Below are 22,895 nucleotides of genomic sequence, written 5' to 3' on the forward strand. Positions count from 1 at the left end.
CGGGTCCAGATCGATGATCTCGGCCGCGTAGCACCAGCAGCGTGTTACATCGATCACCGCGCCGACGCCCTCCTTACGGAACAGCTCAAAACAGCGCGCGGCCTCCGCCGCGCCGCCCGTCGTGAAATCGGGCACCACGCACCCAACCGGGAGGCCGCACGCATGCCTGAGGGCGCCGGTTATGAGTTCGGCCGCGGAAAGCGCCATGGCCATGATCGGCTCCTCAAGCGATTCCCGGACGCCGTTTCGGCGCCCGTCGATCACCGGGCGTATGCCGATCTTCGGCAGTCGGCCGTTTTGCCCGTTTCCCGGCGCGTGAATCCGCATCACGGCGCCCCCATGGCTTTTCGCAGAAACGCGGCGCTTCGCCGAACGGCGACATCGGGATCGGCCGTGTATTGGAAGCCGAGCTCCACGGCCAGAAATCCCGTATACCCGGAGGTCATGAGCGCGCTCAGGAAAATATCGTAGTGCATCCCTCCATCACCGGGCACCATGTGGTCGTCGGTGACGCCGTTATTGTCGTCGATGTGATAATGGCAGGCCATCCCCGCGGTTTTCGAAACGACATCGGAAAGCGCCTCGGCGTTGACAAAGCAATGGCCGGTGTCCACGCAGAGTCCCATGGGACGGCCGAGCTCGCGGATTGCGCGCATCCCGTCATCCAGGGTGATAACGAGGTCCGTCTCGTGCCGGTTCCCGGGCTCGAGGAGGAGCGAGACCGGTATCCCGGCCGTGTGCTCGGAGAGCGCGCGCATGCTTTCGAGCATGGCGCCCCACGCCGCGTCCCGCCCCTGGCCGTAAAGGCTGTATCCGGGACACACGCTCACCGACGGGGAGCCGAGACCGGCCGCGGCGTCGATGCTCCGCTTCATGTAATCCACGCTTGCGCGGCGCATGTCATCGTCGGGTGCGGCGATATTGACGGGATAGCGAAACTGTGCCGGAATGAAATTGGACACGGAAATATTCAGGTCCTCCATCAGCCGCCGGAGTCCGGCGACCCTGGCGCTGCTCATGTCCTCGCAGTAGGCATGAGGCCTCCCTCCCCACAGTTCGACCCCCTCGTAACCGAACGAGGCCGTGCGCCGTATCGCATCATCCAGCGAATAGCGGTAGTATACGAATGTCGAGGCGCTGAGTCGTATCATATGCGTACCCTTTTTCATCAGCATTAATCCGCAAAAGCCCACCGCCGGTAGGACGGCTCCTCAATAATGCCTGAAGGCGAGAGCACGCACGGCGGATAGGCAAATGCCGACGCGTCGGCCCTGATATCTTCCGGCGGCGCATCGCCCCGATACGGCGCCAGCATGATCTCAAAGGACTGCCGCCGCCCGTTGAAGGAGGGTGCATATGGCAGTATATGATCCGATGCCGAAAACCGCTTGGCGACGAAGGCCCCGATTCCGGTATAGGCCGTATGATAGGAATACTGTTTACCCCAATAGCTGCCGAAGGGATTGAGATAGACCCAAGTGTTATTTTGAATCCGCCGTGTCCTGAGCGGACAGAAGGCCATGGAGGCGGACGCGGACGCGGTCTGCGCGACCAGCATCCCCTCCCGGCCGTTGGAAACCGCCACCCAGGCGTTCGTCACATGGTTATTGCAGGAATCAAGCTCGCTATTGCCCGAAAAATCGCCGTAATCGAGGTGGTACGAGCTCACCTGGCCGAAATAATTGTGCTTCCACACCCTGAGAGGAGAGCCGGCACTTCCGCTAATAGAAGGCGCGATCTCGCAGGGAATGATTTCCTCCCAGCGGGCGTCCCATTTCTGCTGGAGACGGGCCGCCTTGCCCTTCTCGAATCCCTTCATGGGTGTTGATGGATACTGTATTGTCATCCGTACATACAGGTAAGGGAGGTCCGCGGCAAGGACGAACTCGCGTTCCACCACGGCATGGGCGTTCACGTCGGGTAGCTCGATTTCACTTTTCATGCGAACGAAACCGAACCGGCCCTCGCCGATCGTCAGCGACTCCGCCATCTTCCACAACACGGGCTCGCGGCGTTTTCCGTTATAGCCGATGGCCGTTGACATTCCTCCACCGCGCAAGACATCCTCCCCGTCATGCTCAAGTCCAAGAACATTTCCGGAGGTGTCATAACGCAGCGCGATCCGGCCGTTTTTTATTCCTCCTGTATATATGTGCACCGGGTGGTCCGGGGCCTTTGTGATCCCGCCTCGCGCGACCAGTTTGAAGTCACGGCGCTCGTTCGCATCGAGATGCACGACCGCATAGAGTTCACTTCCACCATCGCGTTCCAGCACGGCGGCGGGCACGCTGCGCCCGCCGGTGTCGACGAGCTCGACCCCGGCCGGATTTTTAAACCTCGCTCCGAGCTTCAATCCGAGCATGGACCGGGAGGGGCTCGCCTTGTATCGAACGGCCCCGGTGGAGACGCCGCGCGGATAATCGAAGAGCTGGCAATCGGAGCTACCGGCACCGAGCGAAGCGGCGGCGGCCTCGAAGCCGTTTCGCGCCAGATCAACGGAGCGGGAGGTCAGTGAGGCGGCGGTCCTGAGCCGTGTGAGATTCATGACCGGCGCGGCCATTCCAAAATGGGTAGTGGAAAGCAGGCGCAACCGTTCCTCGAACGATTCCGCCAGCAGCCCCCCGACGCGCTGCCCTGACGCCGCCGATTCCTCAAGCAGCCTGAGGGACTGGAGTTCGAGCAGACGCGAACGCTCGAGCCCGGTCCATATCTCCTGGTTCTCCCATTTTTCCGCCCAGCTCGAGAGGCCGTCAAAGCTTCCGTCGGCCGTATCCTGTCCGAAACTCAGTTTCCCGACCGGCGGATGATTTTTCAGGTACTCGCAGGGCGTTGTGAAGGTCACATATTCCAGATCGAGGATGCTCTCGACCAGCCCCTTCAAGCCCTGCCCCATCGAGTACAGGCGCGAAACGACCGGCACACTGATACCGTACCAGAACTGATCGTCGGCGTCCATATCGATAATGAGCAGCAGGTCGGTCGGCTCCTCCATGGAGCGCTGCTTTCTCCTGAGACGCTTCACCCAGCGACGCAGTGAGATATTGTCGAGCAGGTCGCCCGGATTGTAGGCGGGGACGAGCACCATGGAGCCTTCCATCCCGGGGACCGAGAATTCAAGAGGATTGTACCGCTCGGCAAGTGAAAGCTCCGGGACGAAATTACTGAAACCGTTGAAGGGGATGGCGCTGTAAAACAGGCTTATGTAACGAATCCCGTGGCGGGGGTATAAAGCCAGGTGCGAGGGTGTGAACATCATCTCCTGTGGACGTACCATGGGAGCGAAGTCCCCGAACAGATCGCGCACTCCCGATCCCTGTGGATTCGATATCGCGCGCGCGATCGCCTCGTCGAACTCCCGCGCGGTCGACGCGCTCACAAGGCCGTTGTTGTAGGACATTATCTGGATCTCGTCAAGCCCGCTCCTCACCCTTCGCTGCATCGATTCGATTATATCCGGGCAATGGCGCGGCATGATGGTCTCGAGCGAAAAATAGTTTTCGAAATCCCATGTCCCGCGCACCGGTACCCCTCTTGCATTGAATTCGTCGAGCACCTCGATGACCCGGCGAATCACTCGGATGTCTTTGCCGAAACCGAGCTCATCCGGCGTATCACCCCTGAAGGAGTGATAAAAGTTCCCGTGGAACCTGAAAGCCACATGAATACGCGAGGCCGGTCCGCTTTTCCCTTTCATGGCCCTCTCCTATCTCCTTCGACCGGAGCCGGTCTTGCCGCGTTCGAAGACGTTCTTCAATGCTTCCTCCTCCGCTACGTTCACGGCTCCGGCACGCCGGGCGATGAGAAACACCTTCAGCCGGTCATGCAGCTCCCGCGTGAGACCGTAACGCCAGGCATTATACACGCACACGGTCAGGTAGACCACCGGCACCAGCATAAGCATCAATCGCAGGGTGAGTAAAAGCTCCGGCGATTGCGGCTGCTTTACCAGGGTCTTTACCCCGTCGATCGTCTGCTCGATCGGCTTTATAAAACCGGCATAGGCAAGCACGTTCGACACGATGAAGATCCCCAGTGCGGTGCTGAGCTGCCGGAGAAAGGAAAGCACCCCGGAATATATCCCCTCCCGGCGCTCACCGGTATAGAGTTCATCCACATCGGGGACGTCGGGCAGGATTGAATAGATCATGATCCCCATGCCCCCGGACCCCAGCCCCACAAACGCGGAGAAAACATAAATAACCCATCGCGGCTGATCTCTGGTTATCAGGATACTTCCGGCCATTACAAGGGCGAAGAAGAGCCCGGCGGCAAGGAAGGCTTTTTTCTTGCCTGTTTTACGGCTTGTCGCGGAAAAAATTAAAAGCGCGATAATCTGACAGAAAAGGAGTACCCCCAGCACGTAATTGGTCTCACCGGCACGCCCCATATAATAGGTCATAAAGTACATCATTATCGACATGATGATGTCCATCGTCGACATCGTGAACAGGTACATGAGCAGTACATTCACGAAGGTGGGGGTCTTGAACGGCTCGATGTAGGTCTTCCTGATGCTGAACGGCTCGGGTTCGCGCTGGAATTCCCTGCGCTCCCTGGTCAGGAAAAACGTCGCCAGGTACGGCAGGCCGAACACCAGGCCGAAGATAACGGCCATCACGAAGAAACCGGTGCTCTCGTCCGGGAACATCTTGACGATCTGGAAGGGGACCACCGCGCAGACAAGGGATGAACCCATCGAAAAGAGCATTCTTATGGTTGCGAGGGAGGTCCGCTCGGTATAATCGAGCGTGAGCTCCGACGCCAGCGAGAAATACGGGATCATCATGAAGGAATGTACCGTCGTGAAGAACATGTACGAGCCCAGCGCGTAAGCCAGCCGGTGCCATTCCTTTTCGAAGCCGACGTTGTACCAGAGCATGGAAAAGGCGAGCGAGACGAGGACTACGCCCGCCAGGAAATACGGCCTCCTGCGGCCGAAGCGCGTCCGGGTACGGTCCGTGAGGACTCCGATGATCGGATCGATTGAGGCGTCCCAGATTTTGCTGATGAGAAAAACTATCCCCGCCAGAGCCGGCGAGATGAGCAGTACGTCGGTGATAAAATACAAATAAAAAAAACCGATGATAACCAGCGATCCGCCGCCGAAGATATCGCCCGCGCCGAAACCCAGCTTCGTCGAAAGCCTCAACCTCTCGTCTTTGCCATTGTCCATGCCCGTCACTCTCCCCGTGAAATTGAGCGTCTGCGGCACACCCGATATTCAATCCCGGCGACGAGCATGGTGCGGCACTGCGTACTCCCCGACTAATGGGAAACACCCTCCCCGGTATTTCATATCGTAAATATTATATCATATTTGCGCGCAAATATTGCAAGAAGAAATCACACCCTTTCCACTAAAAACAAAAGGCCGGGCTTTCACCCGGCCTTTTCATGCCGCATGGTTCGATTAAGGCTTTTACTTGACGACTATATTGACCAGCTTCCCCGGAACCACGATCACTTTTACGACCCGTTTGCCGGCGGTGAATTCCGCGATCCGCTGGTCGCCAAGCGCCAGCTTTTCCATCTCGTCATTCGGGATGCCGGGAGTGACCACCGCCTTCGACCGGTTCTTGCCGTTTACCTGGAAGACGATCTCGATCTCCTCGCGCATCGAAAGCGCTTCAATATAGGAAGGCCACGGATGGTCGACGAGGAGCTCCCCGTGTCCCAGCATGGCCCACATCTCCTCGGCCACGTGCGGCACGAAGGGGGAGAGCATCGGGATCAGCGAATCGAAAATTTCGGACAGAACCTTCGCTCCGTCGGGCGTGGAGGCCTCCGCCACGGGGAGCTGGTAGAGCGCGTTCACCAGCTCCATCATGCGGGCGATGGCGGTGTTGTACTGCATTCGCTCCTCGATGTCGTTGGTCACGATCTTCACCGTGCGATGGAGCTCGATTCGAAGCGACCGGAGCGCATCTGTAAGCGCGGCGTCGGGCTCTGGTTTTTCTTTGGTATAGCGATCGGCATATTTGCTCACGATGCGCCACACGCGGCCGATGAATCGGAAACAACCCTCCACGCCCTTGTCCGACCAGTCGAGGTCCTTGTCGGGCGGTGAGGCGAAGAGCATGAAAAGCCGCGCGGTGTCCGCGCCGTAATCTTCCATAATCTTATCGGGGTCCACGATGTTCCCCTTGGACTTGCTCATCTTGGCGCCGTCCTTGATCACCATTCCCTGGGTGAGGAGCCTGGTGAACGGTTCGCGGCACTTGACGAGCCCAAGGTCGTGGAGCACCATGTTGAAAAAGCGCGCATAGAGCAGGTGCATGCACGCGTGTTCGATGCCGCCAATATACTGGTCCACGGGCATCCAGTGGTCGACCTCCTCGCGGTCGAACATCTCCCTCGATTTCGGCGAGGTGAACTTCGCGAAATACCACGACGAGTCCACGAAGGTGTCCATGGTGTCGGTCTCGCGCCGCGCCTTCCCGCCGCACTTCGGGCAGGTGGTGTTGATGAAATCATCCATGAACGTAAGCGGCGAGCGCGAGTCTCCCCGGAACTCCACCTCCGTGGGGAGAACCACCGGCAATTCACCCTCCGGCACCAGCGCCGGGCCGCATTTTTCGCAGTAGACTACCGGAATGGGACAGCCCCAGTAGCGCTGTCGCGAGATCAGCCAGTCCCGCAGACGATAGGTGACGGCGCGCTTGCCGAAACCCTTCTCCTCCGCAAAATCCGCTATTTTCGCCATAGCCTCCCCGTTCCACAGCCCGTCGAACGGCCCGGAGTTGATGCAGAGGCCGTCATCCACATAGGCGTCGTCCATGGTATCCACCGATAGCGGCTCACCCGGGCGGTCGATCACGATCTTTACCGGGATTCCATACTTATGCGCGAAGACGAAGTCGCGCGTATCGTGCGCCGGCACCGCCATAATGGCGCCCGTTCCGTATTCCATCAGCACGAAATTGCCCACGTACAGCGGCACGATATCGCCGTTGAAGGGATTGATTATTTTGAGCCCGGTGTCGACCCCTTCCTTCTCCTTCTCCTCCGAAAGCCTGTCGATTAGGGACTGCGATTTGAATCGCTCTATAAACCCACGTACCTCCGGGTTTGTCACCCGGTCCAGCAGCGGATGCTCGGGCGCGATCACCATGAAGGTGACGCCGAACACCGTGTCGGGACGTGTCGTGTATATGGGAAAGTCCCCGCCGGTCTCAAGCCTGAAGTTTACGGTAAGACCGGTCGAACGGCCGATCCAGTTACGCTGCATCACGACCACGCGCTCGGGCCAGCCGTCGCCGAGTTCGTCGTGGCCTTTCAGTAGATCGTCCGCGTAATCGGTTATCTTGAAGAACCACTGCTCGAGCTCCTTCTGTGTGACGCTCGAGTCGCAGCGCCAGCAGAGGCCGTCCTCCACCTGCTCGTTAGCCAGCACCGTGTTGCACGAGGGGCACCAGTTCACCGAGGCCTTCTTCTTGTAGGCGAGGCCCTTCTCGTACATCCTGCAGAACATCCACTGGTTCCAGCGGTAATAGTCCGGGTCGCTGGTGGCGACCTCGCGCGTCCAGTCGTAGGAGACGCCGAGCCTGCGGAACTGCTCCTTCATGTGGCCTATATTGTCGAGCGTCCACCGGTACGGCGGGATGCCTCCCTTGATGGCCGCGTTCTCGGCCGGCAAGCCGAACGCGTCCCAGCCGATCGGGTGCAGCACGTTAAACCCCCTCATGCGCTTGAAACGCGCCATAAGATCGCCGATGGAATAATTGCGCACGTGGCCCATGTGCAGCCGGCCCGATGGATAGGGAAACATCTCGAGAAGATAATATTTCTTACGTTTGGGGTCGCGCCTGGATTCGAAGACCCCGGCATCTTCCCAGCGCTTCTGCCATTTAGATTCAATCTCTTTAAACGTGTAATCGCGCTCCGCCATGGAACACCTCGCGCTCGTTGGTATCGACGCTTTCATTCTTTTTAAAAGCGGTAAAAGTCAAGTAAATTGCCGAAATCCGGGACGCGTCGCCCCCCCTATGACCCGCGGGGCTTTGAATCCGTCAGGAACTGGTCCGTGGTCCACGCGTCGAGAAGCCGGCTGTAGGCCTGGATTATATCGCGATGCGTCAGCACGCCCGTCACCGACCGGTTTTTCTCGGACTTCACCACGGGGATCGTCTCGAGGTCGTATTCCTCGATTTTCTGCATGGCGAACGACACGGGATCATCCTCGGTGACCACCGGAACCTCGGCGGTGACATCGTCCGCGATAAGGAGCTCGGTCAGCTCATGCGACACGATGGCCTGGCGCACCTGCCGGAGGGATATGACCCCGAGGAGCTCCTTCCTGTCATTCAGCACAAACACGTCACCGTATGTCGAGTGCATGAGTATATCAGTAAGCTTCCGAAACGGTGTGCGGTGGCTCACCACATCGTAGTTTGTCTTACGAAGCTCGCGCACCTTGATCTTCCCGAGGAGGTCCATCTCCCCCCGCTTCGAAACGTCGATGCCTTCCTTCATCAGCTCGAGCGTGTAAGTGCCCCCCTTGTTGACGTAGATCACAACAAGGTAGGCGATGATCGAGACGAACATGAGCGGCAGGATGAAGTGATAGTCGCCCGTCACCTCGAACACCAGGAGTATCGAGGTCAGCGGAATGGCATTGATGCCGGCAAGTACACCTCCCATCCCCACAAGCGCGAATACGACCGGATCGAGGGAGGTCGCGAACAACGCGTTCACCAACACGGCGAAGGAGTGTCCAAGCAGAACGCCGATCATGAGCGAAGGCGCGAAGGTGCCGCCATAGAAACCCGCTTCGAGTAAAAGCGCCATGAAGACCAGCTTGAGCACGAGGAGCGCGAGCACGAAAGCCAGGGAATAGTGATGGTTGAGGACCTCGTTGATAGTGTTGTAGCCGATACCGTAAAGCTGGTGAAAGAAAAGGAGCACGACCCCGAAAAGCGCCGCGGCCGGTACCAGCTTCATGAATTCGTTTGTGATGCCGAGCTTTTTTACGAGGAGAAACGAAGAACCTTTGCGAAGCTGGAAAAAAAGAATCGAAACCGCGCCGCACAGAATCGCGAGCAAAAGGAAGTACGGAAAATCGCCGACCTCTCCCGAAGAGTATTGCGGGATTCTGAATACGTGCTTGTTGCCCAGGACCGCGCGGGAAAATACGTCCGCGACCACCGAGGAGATAACCAGCGAGCTCATGGCCTGGTTTTTAAAGTCGTTCAGGAGGATGACCTCGATACCGAAAAAGACCCCGGCGATGGGGGCGTTGAACACCGCCGCAATCGCCGCACCGGCACCCGCCACGGCGTACATACGCATCTCGCGCTGGTTGAGTCGAAAAATCTGCGCCATGAGCGATCCGAGGCCGCTCCCCATCTTGGCGGCGGGGCCCTCCGGCCCCAGCGGCGCACCCGACCCTATCGAGATGATCGGCGCGAAGAAGTGGAACAGCGTAACCTTGAAGGGGATGAATCCATTACGAAAAAGCACGGACTTGATCACGCTCGTCACGTCGCGCTCGCGCGCGATCGCCGGTAGATATCTCGTCATCACCGCCACAACTATTGCTCCTATGACTGGGAATATGAAGATCAGATTGACATCGACTCCCATGTAGGTGCGAAGATTGAAATATTCGAAAAAATGGCGGGTCCCCTCGAGCAGTGAGTGGAAGACGATTGCCCCCGCGCCGGCGAGAACACCGAGCAGTACGGAGAAAATGATATGCGAGATGTACTTCGATATATCGGTGCTCGCGTAGCGCGTAAGAAGTCCGCGTTGCGCGTCTGCCAGTTCCCGCCAGGTGAAAAACCGACCCGGTCTCATCTCTCGATTGAAAGGAGATCGATGATTTTCGCGGGATTCGAGGCGTGTATAATCTCGGAGCGCCGCGTCTCATCTTTAAGAATGAACATTATTTTGGACAGCAGCGTGAGGTAATCCTTGTGCTGGCGGTCGCCCGCGGCGACCAGTATGATGAGATGGACGGGCTTGCCGTCGATTGAATCGAAATCGATTCCCGCTTTCGAAATGCCGACAGCAAAGGCTATATCCTTTACTGATTTGATCTTGGCGTGCGGGATCGCCAGGCCCAAACCGATCCCAGTGCTCATTATTTTCTCTCGCTCAACGAGTGCATTGACCAGCTCGTCCATGTCCGCACACACATGGGCGCCGTCAAAAAGCCGCGCGAGCTCCTCGATCGCCTTGAATTTGTTTTTCGATTTGAGCTTCTTTACGAATTTTTCGTTCGAGTATTCACTGACCCTTTTCATCAAACCCGCCGCACGCTGAGTATGAATTAGCTTGCTATCCCTGTTATTCTTATCATTACTTTTTACGATTTTCATGAGGAAAAAACCGCGCGTCCCGTGCGGTTTTGTCTTTTCCCGGCCTCGCTCACTCTCCGGGCTGCACCGCTGTGGCGAATATCCAGCCGAAGTATTTTTTTACGTCCGCAAGCGCCATCCCGTAACCGAGGTAAAACCCGTCGACCCATATCTCGAAGTGCAGGTGCGCTCCGTATTTCTCCCCTTCGGCCTCGCCTAAAAGTCCCGAGTTCCCGATGCGGCCGATACGCTGACCTTTGGAGACTTTCCCGCCGGCGACGATCCTCCTGTCGATTTCCGACAGATGGTTATACGTGGTTACGACACCGTTCCCGTGGTCGATCCACACCTGCCTGCCGCCGAACGAGCGCAGCACGAAGGTGCGCGGGTTGCTCTTGGTATACTCCGACTGCTGTTTCCACTGGACCGGCGTGAGCGCCTCGTACTTCCAGTCGGCCCGGATCACCGTCCCGCCGTCCGCTGCGTATACGGCCGTAGTGAAATCGACCGGTTTCGCTTCGTAGCTGCCTTCCGCGAACGCACTGTAGATATCCAGCCCCGCATGGATCCCGCCGCGGTACGCCCGTTGAGCATTCGGATATCCGGCGTCGTTCGGCGGAAGCAGGGCGTTACGCACCGGCATGCACAGCCCCTTCAGCCGGCCGTCGAAATACCTCAGGCTGTTCGCGCCGACGAAACACTCGACCTCGGCGATCGCCGCCTGCCCGTCCACCATGCCGTCAACCGGCACTAAAATCCGGAACTTGCTCGCGTCCACCCCGCCCAGGTCTACTTCCGCACGGTCGCCCGCTCCCGCCCTCCCGGCAAGCCGCGCAATAATCCCTCTGCGCGACTGCCCGGTGAATTCCACCCGCGCGAAATCGAACCATTCGCCGTTGTATATGAACTGAACGGTGCAATTACGGAGCATGCGGTAATTGTCCCTGTACCCGGGGACGATAACGATTTTCGTTAACAGGCGCTTCGCCCCGAAATCGACGCTGAGCCACTGCGGCGACTCCGAGCGCGCCGACCTCCACGAGCTGTCGATATCGCTGTCGACCGCCATGAACCCAGTGTGGTTCGGGCCATGGCTCGAGCTCACCTCCCAGCGCACCTTTTGCGCGGTGTTCGCGCCGATGATGAAATAGTCGCCGCCACGCGTGTTGCCGCCGGCGGGCGGTACGCATGGCAGAAGGCATATGATCACGGCAATCCCCACCATGGAGCCTTTGCGAATCCTCATCCGTTCATCCCGCTTTTTTTTCCGCGTTTCGGTAAAATCCCGGCCGCGGATATTCACAAGCGCTTGACTGTCAGTCAGAGCGGGGATAGTGTGTGGTCCCGGCACAAACCGGTAAACCATTATTTCGAGGGAAGCGATGGAAAAGCACGTTGTCGTCTACTGCACCACGCCGTCCAGGGAGGTGGCGGTCGCCATCGCCGAATCACTGGTTTCCGGACGGCTCGCCGCATGCGTCAATATCGTCGGGGGTATTCATTCCATTTACACATGGAAGGCCGAGCTCTGCCGCGAAGAGGAGTGTCTGATGATAATCAAGACGCGCGGGGAGCTTTTCGAACGATTGCGTGAAACGATTACATCCCTGCACCCCTATGAGGTGCCCGAGATAATAGCCCTGCCGATTGCGGCGGGCAATACGCCGTATCTCAACTGGATCGACGAATCGACGGGCTGAGGGGATTTACAGCAGTCCGCCCCACGACCTGCGCTTCGCCCAGGCAAAGCCGCCGTTCTTCGAGGCCTTTTCCTCCGCCTTCACGCCGACTACGCGCGCGGGAGAGCCGGCTGCGCTTTCCATTGAATCAATCTTCGCGAGCAGAACGCGAACGAGGTGGACGATGTACTCCTCCTTTTTGTTCATGATCTCTATGAGCTCGCGCTGCCGGTCCTGAATTTCCTTCTTTAAGCCGCTCTCGACTTCCTTGAGCTTTATGATGGTCGTAAAATCGACCACATTGTTTCCTTCACCGTTCATTTTCGTATCCGTCCTGGCTATGGGATCATGGGCATATATGCAGCAAAACATAGCATTACCGGAAGGAAAAACCTTAAAAAACCTCAGAATAATCGCCTAAAGGCGGACGATTTCGTCAAACTCGAGGGACTTCGCCGCGAAGACGGCACGCAGCCGGACTTCATCGGCGCAGTGAAAACGGAGACATACACCGCAGTCCGAGCCCAAATTGCGCGGAACGGGTATAAGCTTTACGGGGATTTCTTCCTCCCGGCACAGCCTCTCCCCTCGAAGCGCCAGGCTGGTTGAGTGAAAGAGCGCGACGCACCATTCTTCGTTCACGCCCCGCTCCCTTTTCGCACGATGACGCGCACCGCATCGATCGCCGCGGCGATATCGTCGTGCGAGATGAAGTATCCGGCGCTGAACCGGACAGTCCCGTCCGGAAAGCTGCCGAGGCTTACGTGCGCGGCCGGACTGCAATGAAGGCCCACCCTGCACAAAATGTCGAACTCCTCGTCGAGCCGCAGCCCCAACCCGCCTGGCGACACGGCATTACTGGTAAACGAGACCGTCGAAAGGCGCCGGCCGGGCGGCCCGGCGAACAGGCGTACGCCGTCGATCGAGGAAAGGCCGTCGACCAGCGCGTTCGCAAGGTCGTCTTCGTGACGGCGGATCGCCGCAATCCCCGTTCCCTGGACAAAGCGCACCCCTTCCCCGAGCCCGGCGATACCGATGGTGTTGGGCGTCCCGCTCTCGAAACGGTCGGGTGCGAATTCGGGCTGCGTCTCGAATTCGGAGCGGCTGCCGGTCCCTCCGTACATTAGTGGACGCATGCGCTCCAGAGGCGAGTGCTCGCCGACGATAAGGCCCCCCGTCCCCTGCGGGCCATACAGCGCCTTGTGGCCCGTAAAGGCGAGGAGGTCGATGTAGTCGCGTTCCATGTCGATGTCCACGCATCCGGCCGTCTGGGCCGCGTCAACGAGAAACAGGGCCCCCGTCTCGCGGACGATAATTCCCAGATCGCGAACCAGCTGCAGGCAGCCGTTGACGTTCGAGCCGTGATTGACGACCACCATCGCGGTCTTCTCCGAAAGCGCGCGCCTTAAATCGTCGGGGTCGAAAACGCCCCCGGAGGATGAAGGGACGACGACCACCCGGACGCCTTCCGCCTCGAGGGCGCGCAGCGGACGCATCACCGAATTGTGCTCCATGCCGCTGGTCACCACGCGGTCGCCCGGATTTAAAAAGCCAAGCAGCGCCTGGTTCAGCGCGCCGGTGGCGTTGTTCGAGAAGAGCACGCGCAGCGGATCGCGAACATTGAACAGCGACGCGAGCGATTCGCGCGTTTCGTAGATGATGCGCCCCGCGTCAACGGAAAGGCGATGTCCGGACCTTCCGGGGTTCGCGCCGACTTCACGCGCGAAACGGAGCATGCCCTCGTAAACGGCCGGAGGCTTGGGGAAGGATGTCGCCGCATTATCGAGATAGATCATTGTGTGGGATATGCGAAACGCTCCGGACGAAAATATCCGCCTCGCCCGGAGTGTTCCCTGAAATTATTTTCTGAGCGTCAGCGAGTATTCTCCGTCCTGTTCCCTGATCGAAACCGCCCATCCCTTGTTCTCGGCCAGGCGGGTGACGTTATCGCGCGCCGTTCCGGAATCGACAAGCACTTCAAGCGCGCCCGAACCCATCTCCTCGATTTTTTTCTTCGTCTCGAAGACCGGCTGAGGGCACGAAAGCCCGCGCATATCCAGTTTATATGCCATAGATTCCTCCTTCCCTCAAGCCGTCCGGCGCATGGTAAAACCGATCACAAGGCAGGCCGCAAGACCCGCGACCACCGACGCGGGGCCCCAGAGTCCGGGACCAGCCGGAGAGCTTGCCGTGGCGAAATTGTGCGCAAAACCGGCCCCCACAATCATTCCCATCACGAAGATCGCCGCGTCGCCGTCGCCTTCACCCGAAAGAAAAAGCTGACGGCCGGGACAACCGCCCGCAAGCGCGAAGGCGAGACCCGAGAGCATCATTCCGCCGAAGTTCCAGACGTGGGCGGTGTGGGCAACCGGCTGACCCGCGAAACCGGGGTTGAACTGGCCGAGCGCGAGGTTTGCCGCAAGCGCGCCGATTACCAACGCGACCACACCCCACATCAAATGCATCTGGCGCATCAGGATGACGTCGCGGATGGCGCCCATGGTGCAGAATCGCGTGCGCTGCGCGAGAAATCCGATGACGAGTGCCGCTCCCAGTGAAATGAACAGCGGGGCATGCTGCGATCCGGGCCCCATCTCGCTGAAAAATGGGGCGAACTTGTCGGGCTCCGGATACAGCAGTGCCTTCGATGCGCCCCAGACGGTGTTGCCAAGCAGGAGCACAAGCAGGGCAATCATTATTGCGGGCATTATCCAGCCCGCCACAGTGTACGTCTTTTTACTCGAACCCAGGCTGTATCCACTTTTTATCAAGAAAACCCCGATCGCAACCCCGGCAATCAAACCCGCAAGGCCGACGATTGCATTCCCGTCCCCGCCCGAAAGGCGAAGCAGCGCACGCCAGGGACAGCCCAGAAAAACAAGAGCGCCGATCATGGCGAAGAAACCGAGCACAAAGCGCACCATCGGCGCCGAGCCCGAGCGGGCGCGGAATTCCCTGAAGGCGATCGCCGCAACGAGCGCCCCTATCACGAAACCGATGATTTCGGGCCTGATGTACTGTACGACCGCGGCCCTGTGAAACCCGAGCGCCCCCGCAATGTCGCGCTCCATACAAGCCACGCAGATCCCCATGTTGGCGGGATTGCCGAGTTTCTGGAGAACCGCCGCGACTATTCCGACAAAAAGGCCGGTCGCCACAATGCCCTTTTTCGAACCGAAAAATCCGGTGAGTGATGACATATTCCTCCCCGCTATGTAATGATGGAGCGCCTCACTCATGACAGGCGACTCAATCCCCGTATACCGCAAAAGGTCCCCGGCCTGTTCCCGGCGGACAGAAGCCGTTCGTTCTATGATTACACCGCATACCGCGGCGCTACAATGAAGCGCACGGGAATTGATTTATCAATAATTAAAAATATCAATTGAAGGAAAAATTCCCCGGTGTCGGCATAAGGGTATTCACGCTCCCCCCAGGGGGATGTGTTAGCGCTTATGAGCACAGGCGGCCCGGGAGCGCCTTTTTTGGAAAATAAATGTATTGACTGTCGCTGATTCCACCCCCCACAATCCGCCGTGTCGTTGTTTCTCCCAAACTATTTATAATCGAGGAGCACCGTAATGAAAAAGATCGGGTTCTTGGTTCTGCTTGCGGCGTTCTGCGCAGCACAGGTCGCGCTCGCGAATCCAAATATTCAGGCAAAACATAAGGGTTTGAAAAAAGACGGCAAGATGATCAACTGCGTTTATTGTCACACGACCGCCAAGATCGAGAAAAAAAAGGGGTACGGGATAGCGCTGGTCAACAAGAACCCCCTGTGCATGGGATCCGGATGCCATCCCGTTAAATAAACTCAAAACGCGTCCACCACGGTAAAAAAGCATGTTCCACGCGGAGCATGCTTTTTTTATTTGACAGTATTGCATTCCATACTGTCCCATTATCGATCGCAGGCCTAAAATCCGAAAGAACCATGCCCGGAATCATAACCCACAGCAGGCTGTTTCACGAGTCGCTTTTCTCCCTGAAAAGGGCGAAAAGCGCTACGCCGTTCGGCAAATCGATCGAAGCCCTTTACAGCGCACCCGAACGGCTCAAGGCTGGATTTTTCGGCTCCATCGGACCCGACATCTTCGACTATCTCCCGGTTGCGCGAAGGGATTTTTTCGGAACCTCTCTCACCATGCAGCTCCATTCCCCGCGACTATCGCAAAGCATTGCGGCGCTCCTCTCGCGGACGCTTCTCGTCGGAGATTTCAACAATGAGTGGTCGGCGACACGACGGGCCTACTCGTATGGCTATGTCGCCCATCTTATCGCCGACGCCGTCTTCCATCCGTTTGTTTATTACTGGGCCGGTTTCCCCGACAATGAAAGCCGCGCCGAAATATATCGCTATCGCGAACAGCTTCTCCTTTTTCAGTACAATATGGACCTTTTTTTCCAGTACCACTACAATACCCGGGTATTTGATTTCGTCATCGACGAGTCGCTTCCGGTACGGTACATCCGCGGTGGGATACGGGTGCTCGACTACCGGATCAAGAGTCTGATCCTTGAGACGCTGACGGATACCTGCCCCGGGGAGATCTCCCGCCTGATATGGAACGCGCGCAACCCCCGCAGCGCCGACGGCACCTGGAAAAGCGGACCGCTCGACCTGATACCGCACCTTATACGCCGCACTTACCTGATCAAGCGCAGCGGCAGCAGGGCGCTGCGCAAACTGCTGGATCGGCTGAGGGTCCGCCGCAGGTTTTTCCCCGACTATGTAACGCGCTATCCCGAGCCGCGGCGCATGAACCGGCATGCACTCAACCTTCACCGCGAGCGCTGGTTTCACCCGCTCGGCACGCCGGGTCTGCACTATGAATCCGTTGAGGATCTGTTCAAGATTGCCCGTGACCGAACGGTGGCCGCATGGGTGAGAATGGAATCGGCGCTCTATGCCGGCGCAACCGATATATCACCGATTATAGCTGAACTATCGGTGGACTCGCACACCGGCGAAGCCGGGAACGGCCCTTCACACATGAAGGAAAAAAAGCCCCTTCGTCTGCACTTTTAGGTGAACGTAGAACGCCGGGGATCTATTTCGGCTTCAAAATTACCGTATATGTTTGAGGAGAGAGTTGAAATGCAGACGGGAAAGGCGCTGCAGCTCCACAACCGGTAAATATTTTAAAAGTGACGGGTTTTCCGTAATTTCCTTTTTCCCGGTCTCGGCCGCAACGTACCGGATATAATTCATGGCCGCTATCCTGTGGGGGTTGGTGCTGTTATAATCGAGGTATGCGTAGAGTACCGACAGTCCCAGGTATGCGTTGGCGAAGACCGTGCTTGAAAGCGCAAGCTCCTCACCCGACACCTGGTCGTAATAATTGTAGCTATTATTAAGTATCTTGTGCGTCAGCTCGTGAATTTCGAAGAGCTTCCATATCTCGGCGCGAATAGACTTCGAATTGTCGAAGGCCCTCGCCAGGCAGTATTTGATGTCCTCGCCCACCCGGGCCCCGACGAAGAACATGGAATCCACGTTCTCTCCCGTAAGTATTCTCCTGGCGATTATATAATCGTTCTGCACCTCTTCCGGATTGATGTATATCATATCGAAATAGAATGTTGAATTACTGGTTGAAAACTCATCATAGTAAATAAACGGGATGATGTTATAAAAGCGTTCGCTCGTATTAAAAAGTGGATGATTTATAGTAAGCGGTTTCCGGGCGCCGAAGATACAGTAATCGAGGAGGATCCTCTCTTCATCGCTCCCCTTCCTGTCCCGTGAAAACCTGAGGATGATGTTCCGTTTCTCAAGCGCATCGCGCAGCGAGTCCAGAACCTTGTCGTTGTACTTCCTCGGCTGGCGGCTGGCGTTAAGGAGCTGTTCGGCGATGCGATAGGTGGCGGGATCGCGCAGGTTTTTCAGATAATTCCGGTATTCCGCTATATGAAAGCCGTCCTTCTGCATCTTTTCAACGGGGATGCTGTGCTCCTGTATCATATTGACGAAATGGGGGTTTTCGTTGAAGAGCAGGACGACATACGCATACAGTTTGCCGTTGGGGGTCCGAATATTTATAAAGCTCTGCGAGTACGAATGGTCCTGCGCGCCGTCCCCGTGAATGTCGGCTTTCAGGTCGAAATCCGACCACACCGCGACCGCACCGAATGCAATCAACACCGCCGCGATTTTCCGCACTACCCCTTGCCTGCTCAGCAACAACTCACGCTCCTTGACATTTAGACCGGTCCAGCCACCAACCGTCCAGTCCGGCTTGCACCGCCAAACGTCGGACAGGCTGTCCACCGACCGTTTAAAAACGCAAATCAAATTTACTGCAAACGCAGGCTTTAGGCAAGGATTGTTCAAGGAATACGCGTCAGTCGCGTCCGAAATACGCCTTCATCTCGTAGACTCCCGCCCCCAGGTTCCGTTCGGCGTCCAGACCGCACTTTTCGAGCAGGTGCAGTACCGGCTTATTTTCTATGAGGGCCTCCGCTGAAATGTAGAAAAGCCCTTCCCTGCGGGCGAGGAGGCTGAGGTAGGCGATGATTTCCGTTCCGATGCCGCGGTTCATGTATCCGTCCAGTACAGCGAGCGAAAGCTCGGCGCCATGATCGTCCTCGTTAACGGCATACTTTCCAACCCCCAGCACGATCTCGTTCCCCCCGAGATTTGCGACCCCGAGGATGATAACATCATTGATGTGATCGACTTCGACCAGCTCACCGAGATCGTCCGGCACCTTTCCGCTTTTCACGAAGCGCCCCCGTACGCTCTGATCCGAGAGCGACGAGAAGAAGTCCCGGAGAATCGTGATATCATCCGGCCTGACCGGCCGCAGAAGCAGTCGGTCGCCCCCCCTTGTCGTACGACGGGCCTCGAGGTGCGCGGGATACCAATCTTTCGCGCCGGGGATTCCTGTCGCCGTGGCATCCATGACGCCAAGCTTCTTCGCCTCTTCAACCAGCCACGGCCGAAAATCGGGATGCGCGATCGCGATAATGGACAGCGCCCGCTCCCGGAGGTTCTTGCCGTTGATATAGGCGATACCGTATTCGGTGACGATGTAGTGTATGTCTCCGCGGCTGAGCGTGACCCCCGCCCCGGCGTCGACCGCCGGCACAATACGCGAGACCGTACCGTTTTTCGCGGTCGATTTAAGCATGAGGATGCTCCTGCCGTCCGGCGCGAGCATCGCCCCCCGCATAAAATCCGCCTGGCCTCCGATCCCGCTGTAATTATACCGTCCCAGGGATTCCGCGCTCGCCTGGCCGGAGAGGTCGAGCTGGAGAACGGAATTGATCGCCGTGATGTTCCTAAGGGAGGCGATGACGAGTGGATTATTGGTATAATCCACCGTATGAAAGGATATACTGGGATTATCGTGTAGAAAATCGTACGTGGATTTCTTTCCCATACAGAAAGTCGCCACGGTCTTTCCGCGGTCGATCGTCTTCCTGTTGTTGTTTATCGCACCGCTTTTTATCAGCTCCACCAATCCGTCAGAAAGAAGCTCCGTGTGGATTCCCAGGTTCTTCCTTTTATGAAGGTTGGCCATAATCGCGTTGGGGAGACTGCCGTAGCCGACCTGGATCGTGTCGCCGTCCCTGACGATGCGAGCGACAAAACGCCCGATCCGGCCGGAAACCTCGTCCGGCTCTCCCGATTCATACTCGAGGAGGGGCTCGTCGTGATGAAAAATGAAATCGACCTCATCCACGCTGATGAAGGTGTCACCGTGCACCCTGGGCATGAATGAGTTAACCTGCGCGATGACGATCGACGCATTCTCGACGGCGGCCTTGACGATATCGATGCTTACGCCGAGACTCAGCATACCGCTTGGATCCGGAGACGATGTCTGGATAAGCGCAACGTCTATTTCGATGATCCTCTGGCGGAAGAGTCGGGGGACTCCAGAGAAAAAAACCGGGGTGTAGTCGGCCTCGCCCCGGTTGACCGCCTCACGGATGCTGTGACCGATAAAAAACGAATTATACCGGAAGCTCTGCTTCAGCCTCTCGTCGAAATACGGCGAAACGCCGAGCGTATACGCGCGAATGCTCTCTTCCCCGGGAAGAAAACCCGGATTTGCTCCGGCGTATTCAACAAGCGATCGAATAAGATACCGGGGGACTGCACATGCGGTCGAAACGAAGATCCTCCGGCCGCGCCGGATATGGGAAAACGCCTTCTCGAATGTGGTGAATTTTTCGGGATGCCCGGCACGAAGCTCCTCCACCATCGCGCGGCAATCGTCCTGCATTTCATTTGTCATCCATCACCCCGGATTTTAAATCACTACGAATAAATCACTTCACCTGCATGTATTTTTGTCCGGCAACCGGCTTCGGTCAAATACTAATCGGTCATTGCCTGTTCGGTAAACACCCGCTCCGCGACCCGCGCGGCGAAGTCCCGGCGTTCGTTGTCCTTAATCATGGAAAAATACGGGAGCCTCATAACCACCCGCTCCCGACTACCCCTGAAAATCGCTACCGAGAGCTCCTGTGCGTTCTTTCGCCTGCAGTGCCCCGTCACGGCGAACCGGCATTGTGAAACAACAAGGCGGCACTCGAATCCGCCGGGCGATTTAACCGACCCGGCTTTCGCCCTGAGCGAGCCTGCCAGTTCGTCGAAGAATTTCTTCCCGGCCCCGTCAAGGTGGTCATCCGAAAGCATCGGATCGAAGGCCACCGTAATGCGGGCGCCGCCGTTCGCCACTACCGCCTCCACCGGGGCGATATCTTCTCCATACGGGGTCTTGCCGTCGAGTGAGATCGTCCTCTCGCTTCCGTCGGGCTTTCGATAATGCCTGGTCCCGTCGAAATCAATGATCAGGCTTCTCCCGTCCGGGACGGTTATCTCCCTTTTCCCGTCCCTGTGCCGTATGATGACCGTACCGTCTTTCAATACCGCCTTTTCATGTTCCGGATATTTGAATATTTTCGTTCCGTCGGGCTTTACGTACTCCTCATGTTCCGCGCCCTTCTTCAACAGTTCGGCGCCGAAGTAATCGAAATTGGTGACGGTCTGCGCACCGGCGGGTACACAGCACGAAAGGATGGCTGCAATGACCGAAATTACCGAAAAATTCCCGAATTTCATGAGCACACTCCCATGGAAAAATTGACAAAGCGGGGCTACAGGATACACTCGAACCGAATGCTTTCGCTCATTCATTATACCGCCCTCGTTCGCCGCGTCGACGCGTTTTGCGCCGAAGTGCTGCGGGAATACCGAAGCTCTATGGCCTGTGCCCCGGGCTGCGACTCCTGCTGCATACTTGAAACCGTAAACGCGGTTGAAGCCGGGGTCCTTCTCAACCATGCGGCATCGATCGGGCCGGCGCACAGGGACGCCGTCATGCTCCGGGCGGCCGAACCAGCGCGCGCCGGGCAGCCCTGCGTCTTCCTCGAAAACGGGCTCTGCGCCGTCTACGAGGCCCGGCCGCTCATATGCCGCACCCACGGGCTTCCGGTCTACCTTGACGGCGCCGTCGACTTCTGCCCTAAAAACTTTACCGAAGTCAGCCGCATCGAATCGCCGTTCATCCTCGGGCTTGAAAACCTCAATACAATGCTCGGCGCCATCAACCTCGAATTCCAGCGCGAACATCCCGATTCTTTTTTTCAAAAGGAGCGGTTCGTCCTTCGCGAATTATTTAAGAGCCCGGTAGCCGATATCCCTGCGAAAAAAAGCACCCTCGAATGATATCCTCCCGACCGCCTCGTACGCCAGGTCCCGCGCAGCGGAGAGGTCGGTTCCCGTCGCCGTTACATTGAGGACCCTCCCGCCCGCCGTATGGCAGGAGCCGTCGCGCTTTTCCGTTCCGGCGTGGAACACGAGCGCGCCTTCCGGCACCGCGTCGAGCCCCTTTATCGCTTTCCCTTTTTCGTAGTCCCCGGGATATCCCCCCGATGCCATCACGACCGTGATCGCGCTCTTGCGCGCGAAACGTATGTCGCACTTCGCAAGCGTGCCGTCCTCCGCCGCGGTAAAAAGATCCCCCAGTCTGTTCTCAAGCAGCGGCAGAATCACCTGCGTCTCGGGATCGCCGAAGCGGGCATTGAACTCGAGGACCCTCAGATCGTCCCCGTTTACGATGACGCCGGCGTACAGGATTCCCTTAAACGGGATACCCTCTTTCTTCATGCCCTCGACAGTCGGCACCAGGACCTCGCGGCGGACGCGCTCGAGGCGGTCGGCCGTCATCACCGGCGCCGGCGCGTATGCGCCCATTCCGCCCGTATTGGGCCCCCGGTCGCCGTCGAAAACGCGCTTGTGGTCCTGGGCCGCCACCAGGGGGAGCACCGTCTCGCCGTCGCAGATCCCGAGCACCGAGGCCTCCTCGCCTTCAATATACTCCTCAACGAAGACCTTCATTCCGTCCCTGACCATGGAATCGACGAAAGCACGGGCGTCCTCCCTGCTCTCGGGAATCCCGACCCCCTTTCCCGCGGCAAGACCGTCGAGCTTGATCACCATCGGAAACGTTTGCACCGAGTCGATATAGCGAAGCAGCCCGTCGCGCGAATCGAACTCGCGGTAGTCTCCCGTCGGGACTCCATACGCGCGCATGATTTTCTTCGCAAAGAGCTTGCTTCCCTCGAGCATCGCCGCTCGCTTCGAGGGGCCGAAGGTCCTAATTCCGCGTTCAACGAGATAATCCGTAATCCCGGCCGACAGCGGCACCTCGGGCCCTACCACCACCATATCGATTTTCTTTTTGTAGCAGAATTTCGTGATACCCCCGAAATCATCGATCTTCATGTTCACCCTGAACTCATCGGCGATGCCGCCGTTCCCGGGCAGCACGTATACCTCTCTGGCGCTGCCATCGGTCATAAGCCTCCAGGCGATCGCGTGCTCCCTGCCCCCGGAACCTATTATGCAATACCGCATGTCTGTCCCCCGCGTGTCTTTTTCTCCGGTGCGCAATCGGCCGTC

General features: G+C 57.8%; 21 protein-coding genes. 4 read left to right on the forward strand and 17 right to left on the reverse strand.

Annotation, left to right across the window (positions count from 1 at the left end; translation table 11 throughout):
- The 8 genes from fucI to VLM75_03975 all read right to left on the reverse strand — a co-directional run.
- Positions 1 to 327 (reverse strand): L-fucose isomerase (gene fucI / locus VLM75_03940; GenBank protein ID HSV96068.1); only part of this gene is annotated, 327 nt, incomplete at its 3' end.
- Positions 327 to 1,169 carry a TIM barrel protein gene (locus VLM75_03945; GenBank protein HSV96069.1) on the reverse strand — a complete coding sequence of 281 codons (843 nt, stop codon included), beginning with the start codon at positions 1,167 to 1,169 and terminating at the stop codon, positions 327 to 329. The genes VLM75_03945 and fucI, both read right to left, overlap by 1 nt.
- A gap of 5 nt (positions 1,170 to 1,174) precedes the next feature.
- On the reverse strand, positions 1,175 to 3,694 hold the full coding sequence (locus VLM75_03950; protein HSV96070.1) for a hypothetical protein: 2,520 nt from the start codon (positions 3,692 to 3,694) through the stop codon (positions 1,175 to 1,177).
- 9 nt (positions 3,695 to 3,703) lie between these two features.
- Positions 3,704 to 5,173, reverse strand: coding sequence for a glycoside-pentoside-hexuronide (GPH):cation symporter (locus VLM75_03955; protein HSV96071.1), 1,470 nt, complete (start codon positions 5,171 to 5,173; stop codon positions 3,704 to 3,706).
- Positions 5,174 to 5,419: 246 nt separating this feature from the next.
- Positions 5,420 to 7,888, reverse strand: a complete 2,469-nt coding sequence (leuS, locus tag VLM75_03960) for a leucine--tRNA ligase (GenBank protein HSV96072.1) — start codon at positions 7,886 to 7,888, stop codon at positions 5,420 to 5,422.
- Positions 7,889 to 7,983: 95 nt separating this feature from the next.
- A complete protein-coding gene (locus tag VLM75_03965; protein ID HSV96073.1) occupies positions 7,984 to 9,795 on the reverse strand; it encodes a chloride channel protein in 1,812 nt (603 codons plus the stop codon).
- Positions 9,792 to 10,244, reverse strand: a complete 453-nt coding sequence (locus VLM75_03970) for a PTS sugar transporter subunit IIA (protein ID HSV96074.1) — start codon at positions 10,242 to 10,244, stop codon at positions 9,792 to 9,794. Before VLM75_03970 ends, VLM75_03965 begins: the two co-directional genes overlap by 4 nt.
- Before the next feature lie 124 nt (positions 10,245 to 10,368).
- Complete coding sequence (locus VLM75_03975) at positions 10,369 to 11,544, reverse strand: peptidoglycan DD-metalloendopeptidase family protein (protein HSV96075.1); 1,176 nt, start codon at positions 11,542 to 11,544, stop codon at positions 10,369 to 10,371.
- 136 nt (positions 11,545 to 11,680) lie between these two features.
- On the opposite strand from VLM75_03975, the gene cutA reads away from it, so the two are divergent.
- Positions 11,681 to 11,998 (forward strand): divalent-cation tolerance protein CutA, encoded by a 318-nt coding sequence (gene cutA, locus VLM75_03980; protein HSV96076.1) that lies wholly within the window; start codon positions 11,681 to 11,683, stop codon positions 11,996 to 11,998.
- Between the two features lie 6 nt (positions 11,999 to 12,004).
- Here cutA and VLM75_03985 read toward each other — a convergent pair whose 3' ends face one another.
- The 5 genes from VLM75_03985 to yedE form a co-directional block, all read right to left on the reverse strand.
- Positions 12,005 to 12,298 carry a hypothetical protein gene (locus tag VLM75_03985; protein HSV96077.1) on the reverse strand — a complete coding sequence of 98 codons (294 nt, stop codon included), beginning with the start codon at positions 12,296 to 12,298 and terminating at the stop codon, positions 12,005 to 12,007.
- Positions 12,299 to 12,394: 96 nt separating this feature from the next.
- Positions 12,395 to 12,619: a DUF3343 domain-containing protein gene (locus VLM75_03990; GenBank protein HSV96078.1), complete on the reverse strand. Its 225-nt coding sequence runs from the start codon at positions 12,617 to 12,619 to the stop codon at positions 12,395 to 12,397.
- Positions 12,616 to 13,773 (reverse strand): aminotransferase class V-fold PLP-dependent enzyme, encoded by a 1,158-nt coding sequence (locus VLM75_03995; protein ID HSV96079.1) that lies wholly within the window; start codon positions 13,771 to 13,773, stop codon positions 12,616 to 12,618. The genes VLM75_03990 and VLM75_03995 overlap by 4 nt, the downstream gene beginning before the upstream one ends.
- 63 nt (positions 13,774 to 13,836) lie before the next feature.
- Positions 13,837 to 14,049, reverse strand: a complete 213-nt coding sequence (locus VLM75_04000; GenBank protein ID HSV96080.1) for a sulfurtransferase TusA family protein — start codon at positions 14,047 to 14,049, stop codon at positions 13,837 to 13,839.
- Positions 14,050 to 14,064: 15 nt separating this feature from the next.
- Positions 14,065 to 15,177 (reverse strand): YedE family putative selenium transporter, encoded by a 1,113-nt coding sequence (gene yedE, locus VLM75_04005; protein HSV96081.1) that lies wholly within the window; start codon positions 15,175 to 15,177, stop codon positions 14,065 to 14,067.
- Between the two features lie 381 nt (positions 15,178 to 15,558).
- Between yedE and VLM75_04010 the strand changes: the two genes are divergently transcribed.
- Together VLM75_04010 and VLM75_04015 are read left to right on the forward strand one after the other, a co-directional pair.
- Positions 15,559 to 15,789 (forward strand): hypothetical protein, encoded by a 231-nt coding sequence (locus VLM75_04010; protein HSV96082.1) that lies wholly within the window; start codon positions 15,559 to 15,561, stop codon positions 15,787 to 15,789.
- A 122-nt stretch (positions 15,790 to 15,911) separates the two neighbouring features.
- Entirely contained in the window at positions 15,912 to 17,006 is a 1,095-nt protein-coding gene (locus tag VLM75_04015; GenBank protein ID HSV96083.1) for a zinc dependent phospholipase C family protein, read from the forward strand.
- Between the two features lie 39 nt (positions 17,007 to 17,045).
- Here the strand turns inward: VLM75_04015 and VLM75_04020 are convergent, their stop codons facing one another.
- From VLM75_04020 to VLM75_04030, 3 genes are all read right to left on the reverse strand, one after another.
- Complete coding sequence (locus VLM75_04020) at positions 17,046 to 18,161, reverse strand: hypothetical protein (GenBank protein ID HSV96084.1); 1,116 nt, start codon at positions 18,159 to 18,161, stop codon at positions 17,046 to 17,048.
- Between the two features lie 160 nt (positions 18,162 to 18,321).
- Positions 18,322 to 20,223, reverse strand: coding sequence for a GNAT family N-acetyltransferase (locus VLM75_04025; GenBank protein ID HSV96085.1), 1,902 nt, complete (start codon positions 20,221 to 20,223; stop codon positions 18,322 to 18,324).
- 83 nt (positions 20,224 to 20,306) lie between these two features.
- Positions 20,307 to 21,053, reverse strand: coding sequence for a hypothetical protein (locus VLM75_04030; protein ID HSV96086.1), 747 nt, complete (start codon positions 21,051 to 21,053; stop codon positions 20,307 to 20,309).
- A gap of 12 nt (positions 21,054 to 21,065) precedes the next feature.
- Between VLM75_04030 and VLM75_04035 the strand changes: the two genes are divergently transcribed.
- Positions 21,066 to 21,659, forward strand: coding sequence for a YkgJ family cysteine cluster protein (locus VLM75_04035; GenBank protein HSV96087.1), 594 nt, complete (start codon positions 21,066 to 21,068; stop codon positions 21,657 to 21,659).
- Here the strand turns inward: VLM75_04035 and purD are convergent.
- Entirely contained in the window at positions 21,606 to 22,850 is a 1,245-nt protein-coding gene (purD, locus tag VLM75_04040) for a phosphoribosylamine--glycine ligase (GenBank protein HSV96088.1), read from the reverse strand. The genes VLM75_04035 and purD overlap by 54 nt on opposite strands.
- Positions 22,851 to 22,895: the final 45 nt, after the last annotated feature.

The sequence above is a fragment of the Spirochaetota bacterium genome (assembly GCA_035477215.1).
Taxonomy (GTDB): Bacteria; Spirochaetota; UBA4802; order UBA4802; family UBA5368; genus MVZN01.

Bases quoted from the DNA above. Each gene is read 5' to 3' on its own strand.
- VLM75_03965 (HSV96073.1), bottom strand. From the start codon at position 9,795: ATGAGACCGGGTCGGTTTTTCACCTGGCGGGAACTGGCAGACGCGCAA.
- VLM75_04015 (HSV96083.1), top strand. From the start codon at position 15,912: ATGCCCGGAATCATAACCCACAGCAGGCTGTTTCACGAGTCGCTTTTC.
- VLM75_03950 (HSV96070.1), bottom strand. From the start codon at position 3,694: ATGAAAGGGAAAAGCGGACCGGCCTCGCGTATTCATGTGGCTTTCAGG.
- cutA (HSV96076.1), top strand. From the start codon at position 11,681: ATGGAAAAGCACGTTGTCGTCTACTGCACCACGCCGTCCAGGGAGGTG.
- VLM75_03945 (HSV96069.1), bottom strand. From the start codon at position 1,169: ATGAAAAAGGGTACGCATATGATACGACTCAGCGCCTCGACATTCGTA.
- leuS (HSV96072.1), bottom strand. From the start codon at position 7,888: ATGGCGGAGCGCGATTACACGTTTAAAGAGATTGAATCTAAATGGCAG.
- VLM75_03995 (HSV96079.1), bottom strand. From the start codon at position 13,773: ATGATCTATCTCGATAATGCGGCGACATCCTTCCCCAAGCCTCCGGCC.
- VLM75_04035 (HSV96087.1), top strand. From the start codon at position 21,066: ATGGAAAAATTGACAAAGCGGGGCTACAGGATACACTCGAACCGAATG.
- purD (HSV96088.1), bottom strand. From the start codon at position 22,850: ATGCGGTATTGCATAATAGGTTCCGGGGGCAGGGAGCACGCGATCGCC.
- yedE (HSV96081.1), bottom strand. From the start codon at position 15,177: ATGTCATCACTCACCGGATTTTTCGGTTCGAAAAAGGGCATTGTGGCG.
- VLM75_03970 (HSV96074.1), bottom strand. From the start codon at position 10,244: ATGAAAAGGGTCAGTGAATACTCGAACGAAAAATTCGTAAAGAAGCTC.
- VLM75_03975 (HSV96075.1), bottom strand. From the start codon at position 11,544: ATGAGGATTCGCAAAGGCTCCATGGTGGGGATTGCCGTGATCATATGC.
- VLM75_04000 (HSV96080.1), bottom strand. From the start codon at position 14,049: ATGGCATATAAACTGGATATGCGCGGGCTTTCGTGCCCTCAGCCGGTC.
- VLM75_03955 (HSV96071.1), bottom strand. From the start codon at position 5,173: ATGGACAATGGCAAAGACGAGAGGTTGAGGCTTTCGACGAAGCTGGGT.
- VLM75_04025 (HSV96085.1), bottom strand. From the start codon at position 20,223: ATGACAAATGAAATGCAGGACGATTGCCGCGCGATGGTGGAGGAGCTT.
- VLM75_04010 (HSV96082.1), top strand. From the start codon at position 15,559: ATGAAAAAGATCGGGTTCTTGGTTCTGCTTGCGGCGTTCTGCGCAGCA.
- VLM75_04030 (HSV96086.1), bottom strand. From the start codon at position 21,053: ATGAAATTCGGGAATTTTTCGGTAATTTCGGTCATTGCAGCCATCCTT.
- VLM75_03985 (HSV96077.1), bottom strand. From the start codon at position 12,298: ATGAACGGTGAAGGAAACAATGTGGTCGATTTTACGACCATCATAAAG.